14 protein-coding genes and 1 riboswitch are annotated in these 14,197 nt (G+C 68.3%); of the genes, 3 read left to right on the plus strand and 11 right to left on the minus strand.

Features of this window, described 5'->3' with window-relative positions:
- The first annotated feature begins 39 nt into the window (after nucleotides 1-39).
- Nucleotides 40-888: a class I SAM-dependent methyltransferase gene (locus ACIPRI_RS06030; RefSeq protein WP_446620513.1), complete on the plus strand. Its 849-nt coding sequence runs from the start codon at nucleotides 40-42 to the stop codon at nucleotides 886-888.
- Here ACIPRI_RS06030 and metH read toward each other — a convergent pair.
- On the minus strand, nucleotides 885-3,641 hold the full coding sequence (metH, locus tag ACIPRI_RS06035) for a methionine synthase (protein WP_446620514.1): 2,757 nt from the start codon (nucleotides 3,639-3,641) through the stop codon (nucleotides 885-887). The genes ACIPRI_RS06030 and metH overlap by 4 nt on opposite strands.
- 22 nt (nucleotides 3,642-3,663) lie before the next feature.
- Nucleotides 3,664-3,752: riboswitch (S-adenosyl-L-homocysteine riboswitch) on the minus strand.
- An 8-nt stretch (nucleotides 3,753-3,760) separates the two neighbouring features.
- Nucleotides 3,761-4,210 carry a PACE efflux transporter gene (locus tag ACIPRI_RS06040; RefSeq protein ID WP_446620515.1) on the minus strand — a complete coding sequence of 150 codons (450 nt, stop codon included), beginning with the start codon at nucleotides 4,208-4,210 and terminating at the stop codon, nucleotides 3,761-3,763.
- Between the two features lie 102 nt (nucleotides 4,211-4,312).
- Between ACIPRI_RS06040 and ACIPRI_RS06045 the strand changes: the two genes are divergently transcribed.
- Nucleotides 4,313-5,197 (plus strand): LysR family transcriptional regulator, encoded by an 885-nt coding sequence (locus tag ACIPRI_RS06045; RefSeq protein WP_446620516.1) that lies wholly within the window; start codon nucleotides 4,313-4,315, stop codon nucleotides 5,195-5,197.
- A gap of 9 nt (nucleotides 5,198-5,206) precedes the next feature.
- Here the strand turns inward: ACIPRI_RS06045 and ACIPRI_RS06050 are convergent, their stop codons facing one another.
- Together ACIPRI_RS06050 and ACIPRI_RS06055 are read right to left on the minus strand one after the other, a co-directional pair.
- Nucleotides 5,207-6,058 (minus strand): SH3 domain-containing protein, encoded by an 852-nt coding sequence (locus ACIPRI_RS06050; RefSeq protein ID WP_446620517.1) that lies wholly within the window; start codon nucleotides 6,056-6,058, stop codon nucleotides 5,207-5,209.
- Nucleotides 6,059-6,065: 7 nt separating this feature from the next.
- Nucleotides 6,066-7,112 carry a homocysteine S-methyltransferase family protein gene (locus ACIPRI_RS06055; protein WP_446620518.1) on the minus strand — a complete coding sequence of 349 codons (1,047 nt, stop codon included), beginning with the start codon at nucleotides 7,110-7,112 and terminating at the stop codon, nucleotides 6,066-6,068.
- Between the two features lie 108 nt (nucleotides 7,113-7,220).
- Between ACIPRI_RS06055 and ACIPRI_RS06060 the strand changes: the two genes are divergently transcribed.
- The gene (locus ACIPRI_RS06060) at nucleotides 7,221-7,763 is read left to right on the plus strand and encodes a peroxiredoxin-like family protein (protein ID WP_446620519.1); all 543 of its coding nucleotides are present in this window, start codon (nucleotides 7,221-7,223) and stop codon (nucleotides 7,761-7,763) included.
- Between the two features lie 12 nt (nucleotides 7,764-7,775).
- Here the strand turns inward: ACIPRI_RS06060 and hutG are convergent, their stop codons facing one another.
- The 7 genes from hutG to ACIPRI_RS06095 form a co-directional block, all read right to left on the minus strand.
- Nucleotides 7,776-8,603, minus strand: coding sequence for an N-formylglutamate deformylase (hutG, locus tag ACIPRI_RS06065; protein WP_446620520.1), 828 nt, complete (start codon nucleotides 8,601-8,603; stop codon nucleotides 7,776-7,778).
- Complete coding sequence (locus ACIPRI_RS06070; protein ID WP_446620521.1) at nucleotides 8,600-9,997, minus strand: formimidoylglutamate deiminase; 1,398 nt, start codon at nucleotides 9,995-9,997, stop codon at nucleotides 8,600-8,602. Before ACIPRI_RS06070 ends, hutG begins: the two co-directional genes overlap by 4 nt.
- Nucleotides 9,994-11,241, minus strand: a complete 1,248-nt coding sequence (gene hutI, locus ACIPRI_RS06075; protein ID WP_446620522.1) for an imidazolonepropionase — start codon at nucleotides 11,239-11,241, stop codon at nucleotides 9,994-9,996. Before hutI ends, ACIPRI_RS06070 begins: the two co-directional genes overlap by 4 nt.
- Nucleotides 11,242-11,243: 2 nt before the next feature.
- The gene (locus ACIPRI_RS06080) at nucleotides 11,244-11,831 is read right to left on the minus strand and encodes a HutD/Ves family protein (protein ID WP_446620523.1); all 588 of its coding nucleotides are present in this window, start codon (nucleotides 11,829-11,831) and stop codon (nucleotides 11,244-11,246) included.
- Nucleotides 11,828-12,496 carry an amino acid ABC transporter permease gene (locus tag ACIPRI_RS06085; RefSeq protein ID WP_446620524.1) on the minus strand — a complete coding sequence of 223 codons (669 nt, stop codon included), beginning with the start codon at nucleotides 12,494-12,496 and terminating at the stop codon, nucleotides 11,828-11,830. Before ACIPRI_RS06085 ends, ACIPRI_RS06080 begins: the two co-directional genes overlap by 4 nt.
- Before the next feature lie 108 nt (nucleotides 12,497-12,604).
- Nucleotides 12,605-13,351, minus strand: a complete 747-nt coding sequence (locus ACIPRI_RS06090) for a transporter substrate-binding domain-containing protein (RefSeq protein WP_446621057.1) — start codon at nucleotides 13,349-13,351, stop codon at nucleotides 12,605-12,607.
- Nucleotides 13,352-13,404: 53 nt separating this feature from the next.
- Entirely contained in the window at nucleotides 13,405-14,145 is a 741-nt protein-coding gene (locus ACIPRI_RS06095; protein ID WP_446620525.1) for an IclR family transcriptional regulator, read from the minus strand.
- Nucleotides 14,146-14,197: the final 52 nt, after the last annotated feature.

A 14,197-nucleotide genomic window follows, 5' to 3' on the forward strand; every position in this document is an offset into this window, starting at 1 on the left:
TATGGTGCAGTCCACTTTACTTGCACACAGGAACGCAGCATGCAAAACAATGGAAAGACAGACGATCAGGCCGCCCTCTGGAATGGCACGGCCGGCCATGCATGGGTGGACGCGCAGGCCCTGCTCGACGATATGTTCCGGCCCTTCGAGCGCCTGCTCGTCGATGCCGCCGCCGGCGCGGCGCCCACCGGCCGGGTGCTCGACGTTGGCTGCGGTACGGGCAGTACGACGCGCGCGCTCGCTCGGCAACTCGGGCCAGGATCGCATTGCGTCGGCGTCGATATCTCGGCGCCCATGATCGCGACGGCCCGCGCGCTCGCCAGGCAGGAAGAGCTCGCCGAGCGCACCGAGTTCATCTGCGCGGATGCGCAGCGCCAGGCTTTCGAGCCGGAAGGCTTTGACGCCGTCGTTTCGCGCTTTGGCGTCATGTTTTTCGACGATGCCGTCCAGGCCTTTGCGAACCTGCGGCATGCCGCCAGAAAGAACGCCAGGCTTTGCTTCATTGCCTGGCGCAGCGCGGCCGAGAACCCCTACATGACCGCCGCCGAACGCGCCGCCGCGCCGCTGCTGCCCGACATGCCGGTCCGCCAGCCGGACGCACCGGGCCAGTTCGGGTTTGCCAAAGAAGATCGCGTCCGCCAGATCCTCGCGGACAGCGGCTGGTCCGCGCCTAGCGTGCAACGGCTGGATGTGGAATGCACGCTGGCCGAAAAAGACCTGCTCACCTACCTGAGCCGCCTCGGCCCGCTGGGACGTGTGCTGCACCAGCTCGATGAGCGCACGCGCCGGCAAGTCGTCGAAGCGGCCCGCGCCGCCTTCGATCCATTCGTCCACGGGCAGGAAGTCCGCTACACCGCGGCGTGCTGGATGGTCAGCGCGCGGGCCTAGCCGAGATTGGGCGCCAGCAGCCGCTCCAGCTCGGATTCACTCTGCCCGCGCCGCGCCACCTGATCCATCAGCTGGTCATGCCCGATCTTGCCGACGTTGAAGTACGTCGAGTCGGGATGGCTCAGGTAGAAGCCGCTGACGCTGGCCGCGGGCGTCATCGCCAGGCTTTCCGTCAGGCCCATGCCGATCTGCTCGCACTGGAGCACGTCGAACATGGCGCGCTTGACGCTGTGGTCCGGGCAGGCGGGATAGCCGGGCGCGGGGCGGATGCCCTGGTACTTCTCGCGGATCAGGTCTTCGTTGCTGAGCGCTTCCTGCGGCACATAGCCCCACAGGTCGGTGCGCACGCGATGGTGCAGCGCCTCGGCAAAGGCTTCGGCCAGGCGGTCGGCCAGAGCCTTGAGCATGATGGCGGAGTAGTCGTCCAGGTCGTCGATGAAGTACTTCTCTTTCTTCTCGACGCCGATGCCGGCCGTGACGGCGAACATGCCGACGTAGTCTTTCAAGCCCGAGTCGCGCGGCGCCACGAAGTCGGCCAGGCAGCGGCTGGGGCGCATCACGCCATCGATCATCTGCTTTTCGGTTTGCTGGCGTAGGCCATACCAAGTCAGTGCCTTCTGCGCGCGCGATTCGTCGGTGTACAGCGCGATGTCGTCGTCGTTCTCGCTGTTGGCCGGCCAGAAGCCGACCACGCCGCTGGCCGTCAGCCAGCGCCCTTCGATCAGGCGCTTGAGCATGCGCTGGCCGTCGCCGAACACGCGCACCGCTTCGCTGCCGACCACCTCGTCCTTCAGAATCGCCGGGAAGGGCCCCGCCAGGTCCCAGGTCTGAAAGAAGGGGGCCCAGTCGATGTACTTGGCCAGGTCCGCCAGATCGTAGTTGCGGAACTCGCGCCGGCCCAGGAATTTCGGCTGCGGCGGCGTGTAGCCGCTCCAGGCGATGGGCGTCTTGTTGGCGCGCGCCTTCGCCAGCGGCCACATCGGCACCTGCTTCTTGTTGGCGTGCTGCTCGCGCACCTTGACGTAGTCGGCGTTGATGTCGTCGATGTACTTGGTGGCCTGCTCGGAGAGCAGGCTCTGCGCCACGCTCACGCTGCGCGAGGCATCGGGCACATAGACCACTGGGCCCTCGTAGTGCGGCGCAATCTTGACGGCCGTGTGCACGCGGCTGGTGGTGGCGCCGCCGATCAGCAAAGGAATCTTCTTCACGCGGAAGTGGTCGTCCTTCTGCATCTCGCCGGCCACGTACTGCATCTCTTCCAGGCTCGGCGTGATCAGGCCCGAGAGGCCGACGATGTCCGCGCCCTCGACCTTGGCCCGCGCCAGGATCTCGTGACAGGGCACCATCACGCCCATGTTCACCACCTCGAAGTTGTTGCACTGAAGCACGACGGTGACGATGTTCTTGCCGATGTCGTGCACGTCGCCCTTCACGGTGGCGATGATGATCTTGCCCTTGCTGCGCACGTCGCGGCCAGCCGCTTCGTCCTGGCGCTTTTCTTCCTCGATGTAGGGGATGAGGTGGGCCACCGCCTGCTTCATGACGCGCGCCGACTTCACGACCTGCGGCAAAAACATCTTGCCCTGGCCGAACAGGTCGCCCACGACGTTCATGCCGTCCATCAGCGGGCCCTCGATCACGTTGAGCGGACGGCCACCCTGCGCGAGGATGGCCTGGTAGGCCTCTTCGGTGTCGGGCACGATGAAGTCGGTGATGCCATGCACCAGCGCATGCGCGAGGCGCTGCCCCACCGACACGGGCGCTTCGGGCGTGCCGCGCCAGTCGTTCTTCTTGCTGTCGTCCTTGGCCGCGCCCTTGGCCGACTCGGCCACTTCCACCAGGCGCTCGCCAGCATCGGGGCGGCGATTCAGCACCACGTCTTCCACCCGCTCGCGCAGGGTGGGCTCCAGGTCATCGTAGACGCCGACCATGCCGGCGTTGACGATGCCCATGTCCATGCCCGCCTTGATCGCGTGGTACAGGAATACCGTGTGGATCGCTTCGCGCACCGGGTCGTTGCCGCGAAAGGAGAAGCTCACGTTGCTCACGCCGCCCGACACCTTGGCGCCCGGCAGGTTGGCCTTGATCCAGGCCGTCGCCTCGATGAAGTCGACCGCGTAGTTGTTGTGCTCCTCGATGCCGGTGGCCACCGCGAAGATGTTGGGGTCGAAGATGATGTCTTCGGGCGGAAAGTCGACCTCGTCGACCAGCACGCGGTAGGCGCGCTCGCAGATCTCGATCTTGCGCTGGTAGGTGTCGGCCTGGCCTTTCTCGTCGAAGGCCATCACCACCGCGGCGGCGCCGTAGCGGCGCAAGAGCTTGGCGTGGTGCTTGAAGGGCTCGACGCCCTCCTTCATCGAAATCGAGTTGACGATGCCCTTGCCCTGGATGCAGCGCAGGCCGGCCTCGATCACCTCCCACTTGGAGCTGTCGATCATGATCGGCACGCGCGCGATGTCGGGCTCGCTGGCGATCAGGTTCAGGAAGCGCACCATGGCCGCCTTGCTGTCGAGCATGGCCTCGTCCATGTTGATGTCGATCACCTGGGCGCCGTTTTCCACCTGCTGCCTGGCCACCGCCAGCGCCTCCTCGAACTGGCCGTTCAGGATCATGCGGGCGAAGGCCTTGGAGCCGGTGACGTTGGTGCGCTCGCCGATGTTGACGAACAAGGTGCCCTGGCCGATCTGCACCGGCTCCAGGCCGGACAGCTTCAGGGGGGGAACAGCGGTGGGATTGGGGGACGTGGAGGTCATGGGCTCACCTGCGAATGGCGCGAACAGGCGAGCGTCGTTGCAATCGATTGAGCCCCAAGCCTGACGCCTCGCCACCTGCGGTGGCCGGGCGCTGCAACGCTCCTTGGGACCTGGCGATTTTACGCGGGCTGCGAGGCCGGCTGTGCACCGCCCATGGCGGACTTGGGCAGGCCGAAGATGCGGTCGAAGCCCCAGTTGAAGGCGAAGGTGTAGACCAGGAAGAACACCACCAGGCCCAGGTCCATCAGGAGCGCGTGCCACAGCGACACATCCAGCCACCAGGCCACCAGCGGCACCAGGATCACCACCAGCCCGCCTTCGAAGCCGAGGGCGTGGGCGACCCGGCGGGCCACGCTACGGCCCTTGACGGCCTGGCGCGACTCCCACATCTCGAACAGGCCGTTGAACACCAGGTTCCAGCAGACGGCGACGATGGAGCAGAAGATCGCCAGCGGGCCGGCATGGCTCATCGGCTGTCCCGAAAAGAGCGAGAAGCCGACGCTGGCCGCAACGATGGCGATGGCCTCGTAAAGGGTGACGTAGACGACTTTGCGCTTGATGCCTTGCATGACTTTCTCTCTCTCCATATCCAGGGGTGAAACTGGACTTTATGTGTTGTCTGCTGATATATAAAGTCATGTTCTTTCAGTTTTATTGATAGGTTGCGTCCCATGAGCCTTTCCAGCGACAACCTGCAGGTCTTCCTGGCCGTGCTCGACCACGGCTCCTTTTCGGCGGCGGCGCGGACGCTGCGGCGCGTGCCGTCGGCCGTCAGCATGGCCATTGCCAACCTGGAGGCCGAGCTGGACCTGCAACTGTTCGACCGCACCGGCCGCGAGCCGCGCCCGACCGCGGCGGCCCGTTCGCTGGAACCCCAGGCGCGCATGGTGGACGCGCAGCTCAAGGCGCTGCAGGTGCAGGCGCTGGGCCTCACGCAAGGATTGGAATCGCGCCTCACCCTGGCCATCGCGCCCGAGCTGCTGGCCGCGCCATGGAGCAGCGCGCTGGCGACCCTGGCGACCGAATATCCGCTGCTGGAAGTCGAAGTGCTGGCCGCGCCGCAGGCCGATGCCCTGGCCATGCTGCACACCGGCCGGGCGCAGCTGGCGCTGGTGTTCGAGCGCCCCAGCCTGGACGGGCGCGAGGGCTTTCAGGAAGTGACCAGCGAGACCATGGCGATCGTGGTCGCGCCCACCCACCCGGTGCTGCAGGCCGGCCACGGCGGGAAGCTGCGCGAAGAGCATCTGCACAACACGCGGCAGATCGTGGTGGCGGGGCGCGACCTCGCCACCATCGACCCGCGCTTCGTCTTCGGCCGCCACACCTGGCGCACCGACAACGCGCTGGCCGCCTTGAGCATGATCAGCGCCGGCCTGGGCTGGGGCTGGCTGCCGCGCAACCTGGCGCGGCCGCACGTGGCGGCCGGCAGCCTGGTGGAAATCGCCTTCGAGAACCTGTCGAACGAGCTGGACCTGTGGGTCGACGTGGTGTGGTCCAAGGAGCGGCCGCTGGGCCTGGGCGCGCAGCGCTTCGTGGCGCTGATGGCGCGGCGCTGATCGGCTGAATCAGTCGCGGCCGCCCTGGCCGCGATTGCCGTGGCCCTGGCCCTGGCCCTGGCCTTGACCCCGGTCGCCGCGGTCCTGGCGATCGCCGCGCTCGGCCCGGTTGCCTTTGTCGCCGCGGTCATCACCGCGATGGCCCCGATTCCCGTCGTCCCGACGTCCATGTCCGCCGCCATGGTTGTCCCATTGACGGTTGTCGCCCAGGTGGGCCGGGCGGCCGGGCGGCGGACCGCCCGGCACCACGCCAGGCCGTGGCGGGTGCACGCCCGGATCGCGCGGCGGCCGCACCTCACGGCTCGGCACCGGCACCTGCCAGGCCGGCGGCCGCGGTGGACGGAAGTCGGGTGGCGGCGGCCCAGGCCGCGGACGCCAGGCCGGCACCTGCGGCGGTGGCGGTCGCCAGCCGGCCACGGGCGGCGGTGGTGGGCGGCCGCCCCACCAGCGTGGCTCCGGATACCAGGGCCGGTCGCGGTAGTAGCGGCCCCAGTAGCTGCCGATGCTGAAGGTGACGATCGGCACGCCGATGACGGCGCCGTAGCCCGGCAGCGGCACCGGCGAGCCCTGGTAGGGGTACTCGAGGATGGCGGCATAGATCCAGCCGCGCAGGCCGTCGGGCAGCACCACGTCACACCAGCCATAGCCGCGGGTGCAGCCGATCACGTCGACGGGCTGGCCCTGGTACAGGTACGCCACCTCCGGATAGTTGTTGCCCGGGCCCGCCATCAGGCCGACGCCGGCACGGGTGAAGGCCTGCTGCGCGAATGCGGCCAGCGGCAGGGCCAACGCGCCGGCCACCAGCGCGCTGCGCATGCGCCATCGCAGGCTGATGGTTGTTCGAGTTGTTTGTTCCGGCATGGGAGGACTATGCCGCTTCGCGATAGAAGGGCTGGTGCGCAACGCTGCGTGCCGCCAGCGGCTTGACCGCATTGCCGATGGCCGCGATGTGGTCCGGCGTGGTGCCGCAGCAGCCGCCCACGATGTTCACCAGGCCTTCGGCGGCAAATTCGTGCAGGAGGCGCGAGGTCACTTCGGGCGTCTCGTCGAAGCCGGTCTCGCTCATCGGATTGGGCAGGCCGGCATTGGGGTAGCAGCTGATGAAGGTGTCGCCGGCCACCCGCGCCAGCTCCTGGATGTACGGCCGCATCAGGGCCGCGCCCAGCGCGCAGTTCAGGCCGATGGCCAGCGGCTGCGCGTGGCGCACGCTGTGCCAGAAAGCGGTGACGGTCTGGCCGCTGAGGATACGGCCGGATGCGTCGGTGACGGTGCCGCTGATGAGGATGGGCAGGCGCTGGCCGCTGGCCTCGAAGTATTCGTCGACGGCAAAGAGGGCGGCCTTGGCGTTGAGCGTGTCGAAGATGGTCTCTACCAGGATCACGTCGGCGCCGCCCTCGACCAGGGCCTCGGTCTGCTCGTAGTAGGACGCGCGCAGCTCCTCGAAACTCACGTTGCGCGCGCCGGGGTCGTTCACGTCGGGGCTGATGCTGGCGGTCTTGGGCGTCGGGCCGAGGGCGCCGGCCACGAAGCGCGGCTTGTCGGGCGTGCTGAACTTGTCGCACGCGGCGCGCGCCAGCTTGGCCGATTCGAGGTTCATCTCGCGCGCCAGCTCGGCCATCTTGTAGTCCTCCTGCGCAACGCGCGTCGCGCCGAAGGTGTTGGTCTCGATCAGATCGGCACCCGCCGCGAGGTAGCTCTCGTGGATGTCGCGGATCACGTCGGGCCGCGTGAGCGACAGCAGCTCGTTGTTGCCCTTGACATCGCGCTCGAAGTCCTTGAAGCGCTCGCCGCGGTACTGCGCTTCATTGAGCTTGAAGCGCTGGATCATGGTGCCCATGGCGCCATCGAGGATGGCGATGCGCTCGGCAAGGATGCCGGGCAGCTGTTGGGCACGGGTGTAGGCGATGGGCTTCATGCAACCATTTTAGAAAGGCCTCTGGCCGCGCCTCGCTACAAGGTCTTCTCTTCGCTTGTAAGCTGAAATGCTGGGTTGTCGAATTCCAAGCTCATACAAGGAGAAAGCATGTCCCCCCTGATCCCTCGCCATCCTGTCCCAGCCCTCAATCTGCCGCTGGTCGGCGATGGCCGCTACGTCCTGGGCGCCGACCCGGGCGAGCGCTTCGACCTGGTGGTGTTCTACCGCGGCCTGCACTGCCCGATCTGTGCCAAGTACCTGCTGGAACTGGAACGGCTGGCGCCCGAGTTCGCGCAGCGCGGCGTGAAGATCGTCGCCGTCAGCAGCGACACCGAGGATCGCGCACGGCAGATGGCCGACAAAGTCAAGGCCAGCGCCGTCCGCTTTGCCTGGGGCCTGAGCCTCAAATCCGCGCGCCAGTGGGGCCTGTACATCAGCACGTCCCGCGGCACGACCTCCATCGGCGTCGAAGAGCCGCAGCTGTTTTCGGAGCCGGGCGTCTTCCTGGTGCGCCCGGACGGCACGCTGTACTACGGCGCCGTCCAGACCATGCCCTTCGCGCGCCCGCAGTTCCAGGACCTGCTCGGCGCGATCGACTTCGCGATCGCCAAGGACTACCCGGCGCGCGGCGAGTACCAGGGACCGGTGTGAGCGCCTGATCGTTCAGGGCTGCGGCTGCGCAAAGCGCAGCGCCGCCTCCAGCATGCGCCGCACATGCGGCTGCACGCCGGCCGCCACCTCGGGCAGGTAGTCGAAGGGCAAGGCTTCCTGCATGTAGCTGGACTGTGTCATCTCGAGCTGGATGGCATGCACACCCTGCGCGGGCTGGCCGTAGAAGCGCGTGATGTGGCCGCCTTTGAAGCGACCGTTGAGCACGGCGCTGTAGCCATGGGCTTCCTTGCCGATGGCGAGCAGTTGCGCCGCCAGTTCGGGTGCGCAACCGGCGCCGTCGGCGGTGCCGAGGTTCAGATCCGGCAGCTTGCCTTCGAAGAAGCGCGGCAGCACCGAGCGGATGCTATGCGCGTCCCACAGCACCGCCACGCCGTGCTGCTCCTTGATGCGCGCCAGTTCCGCGGCCAGCTTGGCGTGGTAGGGCCGCCAGACGGCTTCGCGGCGCGCGGCGACTTCTTCTTCGCCGGGCACATCGGCGGGGTCGGCATAGATCGGCTCGTTGTCGAAGTCGTCGACGGGGCACAGGCCCGTGACGCTCTGGCCCGGATAGAGGCTGGCGCCATCCGGCGGCCGGTTCATGTCGATCACGTAGCGCGAATGCGTGGCGATCAGCACCGAGGCGCCGAGCTCCTTGACCGCGAAGTCATAGAGGCGTTCGAGGTGCCAATCGGTATCGGGCACCTGGCGCGCCTTGGGCGTGAGGCGCGCGGCGAGTTTCGGCGGCACGTGGGTGCCCACATGCGGCATCGAGATCAGCAAGGGCCGCGTGCCTTGGTGAAAGCGAAAGGGCGCTTCCTGGGTGTCGAAGAGTGCGTTCATGCGTGTTCCAGCAATTGGCGGCGTGCGTCGACGAAGCCGCGCACTGCCGGTTCATGAAGTGGATGGCGGCCCGCCTGCACGCGCACCTGCCCGCCCTGCCAGACGCCCTGGACGGCACTGCTGCGGTGGCTGGCAAAGACATGCGAATCCAGCCGGGCCGCGGCCTCGGGCAGGCCTTGGAGCGCCGGGTGAGCCGGGTCCAGCACCACGAAGTCGGCCTGCTGCCCTTCGCGCAGGCCGGCAATGGCGCGGCCGGCAGCGCGCGCCCCGCCCTGCACGGCCGCCAGGGTCATGGCCGTGGCCGTGTGGGGCTGCGACGCCTCGGCCGCGACGTTGCGCTGGCGCGTGGCGAAGCGCTGGCTGTATTCCAGCAGCAGCAGTTCCTCGGCCGCGTTGACGCAGACGTGGCTGTCCGACCCGATGCCCCAGGCGCCGTGTGCGGCCTGCCACTGCGGCAGGTCGAAGATGCCGTCACCCAGGTTGGCTTCGGTGCTGGGACACAGGCCGGCCACCGCGCCGCTGGCGGCGGCGCGGCGGTACTCGGCGGCGTCCATGTGGGTGGCATGCACCAGGCACCAGCGGGCATCGACCTTCGCGTGGTCCAGCAGCCAGGCCACCGGGCGCTGGCCGCTCCAGGCGAGGCAGTCGTCGACTTCCTTCACCTGCTCGGCAATGTGGATGTGGATGGGCGCCGTGGCGTCGATGGCATCGAGCCCGGCCAAGGCCTCGCGCAGCGCATCGGGCGGCACGGCGCGCAGCGAATGCGGGGCCAGGCCCAGGCGCGCACCGGGTTGTTCGTCGCACAAAGGCTTGAGCTGCGCCAGGAGGCGCAGCATCGAATCGGTGGCGCGGATGAAGCGGCGCTGCCCTTCGCTGGGCGGCGTCGCGCCAAAGCCGCTGGTCTGGTAGAGCACCGGCAGCAGGGTGATGCCGATGCCGGCCTGCTGTGCCGCGCGCAGCAGCGCCAGCGACAGGGTGGCATCGTCGGCATAGGGCCGGCCGTCGGTGTCATGGTGCAGGTAGTGGAACTCGCACACATGGGTGTAGCCCGCTTCCAGCATCTCCACGTACAGGCCCAGGGCGATGGCTTCCAGCTGCTCGGGCGCGATGCGCAGGGCAAAGCGATACATCAAGGTGCGCCAGCTCCAGAAGCTGTCCTGGGCCTGGCCGCGGTACTCGGTCAGCCCGCCGATCGCACGCTGGAAGGCATGCGAATGCAGGTTGGGCATGCCCGGCAGCACCGGGCCAGCGGCCAGCGGCACGCCGGCGGGGGCTTGCGTGTCGCGCGCCACCTGCGTGAGCTGCCCCGTGGCGTCCCACTGCAGCAGGACATCGCGCGCCCAGCCATCGGGCAGCAGTGCATCGCGGGCAAAGAGTCGAGCGTGGCCCTTCACAGCGCCCCCTCGGCGATGCGGCCCTGGCGCACCACAGCGCGCACCGGCCGGTGGCCGAACCAGTAGGCCAGCTCAGGCGCCTCGCGCAGATTCCACAGCACGAAGTTGGCCGGCAGCCCCGCGGCGATGCGGCCATGCGTGTCTTGCAGGCCCAGCGCCCGCGCGGCATGCGCGGTGACGCCGGCCAGCGCCTCGGGCACTGTCAGGCGGAACAGCGTGCAAGCCATATTGACCATCAGCAGCAGGCTGAGCGTGGGCGAGGTGCCCGGGTTGTGGTCGGTCGAGACGGCCATCGGCACGCCGGCGGCGCGCAGCGCCTCGATCGGCGGCAGGTGCGTGTCGCGCAGGGTGTAGTAGGCGCCCGGCAGCAGCACGGCCACCGTGCCCGCCTTCTTCATCGCTTCGATGCCCTCGGCCGACAGGTGCTCGATGTGGTCGCAGGACAGCGCGCCGTAGCGCGCGGCCAGCGCGGCGCCGCCCATGTCCGAGAGCTGCTCGGCGTGCAGCTTGACCGGCAGGCCGAGCTGCTGTGCCGCCTTGAAGACGCGCTCGGTTTCTTCCAGGCTGAAGGCGATGCGCTCGCAGAACACGTCGACGGCATCGACCAGCCCCTCGGCGGCCAGCGCCGGCAGCATCTGCTGGCACACGAGGTCGATGTAGTCGCGACTTCCGTGGGGGCGCCCGGCATATTCCGGCGGCAGCGCATGGGCGCCCAGGAAGGTCGTCTTCACCGTGACGCCGAAGTGCTCGCCCAGGCGCCGCGCCACGCGCAGCTGCTTGCGCTCGTGTTCCAGCGCGAGGCCGTAGCCCGACTTGATCTCGATGGCGCACACGCCTTCTGCCAACAGGTTCTGGAGCCGCGCGGCAGCGCCGTCGAACAGCGCGTCTTCGCTCGCCTCGCGTGTGGCCCGCACGGTGGAGACGATGCCGCCGCCGGCCTTGGCCACTTCTTCATAGCTGGCGCCGGCCAGGCGCATCGCGAATTCGTTGGCACGCTGGCCGCCGTAGACCAGGTGCGTGTGGCAGTCGACCAGGCCGGGCGTGGCCAGGGCGCCGCCGCCGTCGTGCGCCGGCAGCGCGCGGTACGGCGTGGGCAGGGCAGCCTCTTCGCCCACCCAGGCGATGCGGCCCTGCTCGACCACGATGGCGGCGGGCGCCGTGCCGGTCGTGCCGTCGTCCAGCAGCAGGCGCAGGCCGGTCCATGCGCCATCGGCGGATGGCAATTGATCGGCAGCTCTTGTCATCTTCATTCTTTCCTTGCCTCGTCGACGATGCGCACCGCCAGCAACAAGGCTTGCGGCGCGTCGGGCACCGGATGCCAGGCCTTCGGCGCATCGGCCCACCATACGCCTTCGTCGGCCGCGATGACCTCACCTTCCGCGAGCGACCAGCGGCCGCGCAGGGCGAACAAGAGCCCATGGCGGCTGGCCTCGATCGGTGCCGCCGCGTCCAGCAGCTGCAACTGCGCACGGCAGCGCCCGCGGCGCGTCATCACGTTGAAGTCGTTCGAGATGCCGCCGAGCAGGGCGCAGTCCAGCGCCACGTCGCCGCTGAAGGCAAAGGGGCGATGCGGCGTGTCCAGCCGATGGTCGATGGCGCCTTTGCTCGCGCGCAGATGCACGCCATCACCGTCCAGCAGCATGATCTGCCGGTCGATGCCCTCGAACACCGAGAAGGGGCCGCCTTGCGCGATGGTCGCGATGCTGATGCGCCATTCGAAGCCGGCCAGGCCTGCGCCGGGCGGCCAGCAGGCGATCTCGCGCGTGCTGCCGCCGCCGTTCTTCCAGGGCGTGGCGGTCAGCGCCGACCGCGAGAAGCGCTGCACCCGGCTCATCGCACCAGCCCGCCTTGGCGCAGGCGCCGTTCGAAGTGCCGCAGCACCAGGCTCATGGTGCCGGTGAGCATGAAGTACACGACGGCGATGGCCAGGTACACCTCCAGCGAGCGGTACGACACGCTGATGATCTTCTGGCCTTCGTGCATCACGTCGTGGATCGTCAACAGCGACACCAGCGCCGAGTTCTTGATCAGCGCGATGAACTCGTTGCCCAGCGGCGGAATCATGCGCACCACCGCCTGCGGCAGCACGATGTGACGCATCGACTGGCTGGGCGTCATGCCCAGCGACTGGGCTGCCATGACCTGGCCCTTGTCGATCGACTGGATCGCGCCGCGCACGATTTCCGACACGTAGGCGCCCGAATACACGCCCAGCCCCAGCACCCCGCACAGGAAGGCGGGCAGCAGGATGCCGAAGTGCGGCAGGCCGAAGAACAGGATGAACAGCTGCACCAGGAGCGGCGTGCCGCGGATGGCGGCCACATAGGCCGTGCAGACGCCGTAGACCCAGCGCCGCTGCGGATTGAGCCGGCCGATGCCCACCAGCAGGCCCAGCACGCAGCCCAGCGCCAGCGCGCAGGCGGTGATCTCCACCGTGATCAGCGCGCCGCGTACCAGGGCATGCCAGCCCTCCCAGACGGGGGAAAAGTCGAGGTCCATATCGCTAGCTCCAGTTGCGGCCGAGCGCCGGGCCGCCCCAAGCCGGCCGCGCCTCCCCCTCGGGGGGTGGAGTTACACGACCGAAGGGAGTGAAAAGCCGGGGGGCAGTCATTTGGCGCTGAACCATTTCGCGACGATCTTGTCGTAGCTCCCGTCGGCCTTGAGCTTGGCGATGGCCTCGTTCACCGCCTTGGTGAGCTCGGGCGTGTCCTTGCGGATGGCCATGCCGTATTCCTCGGTCGTGATCTGCTCGGGCAGCACCTTCAGGCCGGGGCGCGTGCGCACGTACTGGTAGGCGGCGGGCTTGCCGGTGACGGCCGCATCCGCGCGGCCGATGTCGACCAGGTTGAACATCTCCTGGTTCTTCTCGACTTCCAGGAGCTGCACCTGCGGGAATTTCTCCTTGGTGTAGCTCACCGACTTGGTGCCCACCTGCACGCTGACCTTCTTGCCGTTGATGTCGGCCGGCGCCTTGATGGCGGTGTTGCCGTCCTTCACCATGACGACCAGGCCGCCCGCGTAGTAGGGCACCGTGAAGTCGACCACCTTCTTGCGCTCGTCGGTGATGTAGATGCCCGACACGGCCATGTCGAAGCGCCTGGACACGAGGCCCGGCACCAGGCCCTTGAAGTCGATGTCGATCCATTCGATCTTGCGGCCCAGCTTCTGGCCGATGGCTTCCACCAGTTCCACGTCGAAGCCGGTTCGCTTGCCGTTCTCCACGAACTCCATCGGCGGGAAGGTGGCGTCGGTGGCGACGCGCAGCGGCTCGCCGCCCTGGGCCTGCGCGGCGCCGGCCAGGCCGAGGAGCGCGAGGCCGGAGATGGCAGCGGCGAAGGTGCGACGGGTATTCATCATGGTGGCAAGCTTTCCGAGAAGAGTTGAGTGAGGTGAGAGAGAAAAGAGCCCTAGCGCAGGGCACGGGAAATTCGGGCCGCCGTCACGACGGTCATGTGGGTCAACGCATCTTCCAGGCCAGCGACGCGCGTGAGGGGCGCCATCAAGGTGATGGCACCGCGCAGCTGCCGGCCCGCGGCCAGCAGCGGTGCGCTCGCACCCCAGACGCCGGGATCGACCTCGCCTTGCGTCACCGCGCGGCCGGCCTGCCGGATCGCATCGAGCTCGGCCATGCGCGCGGTGCGCTGTGCCGGGCCTTCGCCCTCGATCAGGTCGAGCAGGGCATCGCGCTGCTGCGCCGGCAGATGGGCCAGCAGGCACTTGGCGCTGGCGCCATCGCGCGCCGGCACGCTACGGCCGCGGTCGAAGGAGCAGCGCAGCGAATGTTCGCTGTCGATCATCTCCAGGCACACCACGCGCTCGTTGACGAGGGTGATGAGCGCCACGCTCTCGTGGCTCTGCCGCGCCAGCGCCTCCATGTGCGGCCGTGCCGCCAGCACCAGCTCGGAGTTGTCGTCGAAGCCGCTGGCCAGCTGCACGCTGACGGGGCCGGGCGAGTAGCGCCCCTCGGACTCCATCACGAAGCCCCAGCGCCGCAAGGTGGCGATGTGCCGGTACAGCGTGCTTTGGGGCAGCGCGGTGACCTGCGCCAGCTCGGCCGCGCTCATGGGCGCCTTGCTCTGCGCCAGCACCGACAGCAACAGCAAGGCGCGGTCGCTGTGGGCAGGAACGTCGGCGGCAGGCGTCTTCATCACGGCCCAGTATCTGGCGAGCAGTTCTCACTTCCAAGCCTTCATTCCCGTT

The organism is Variovorax sp. LARHSF232 (assembly GCF_052871435.1).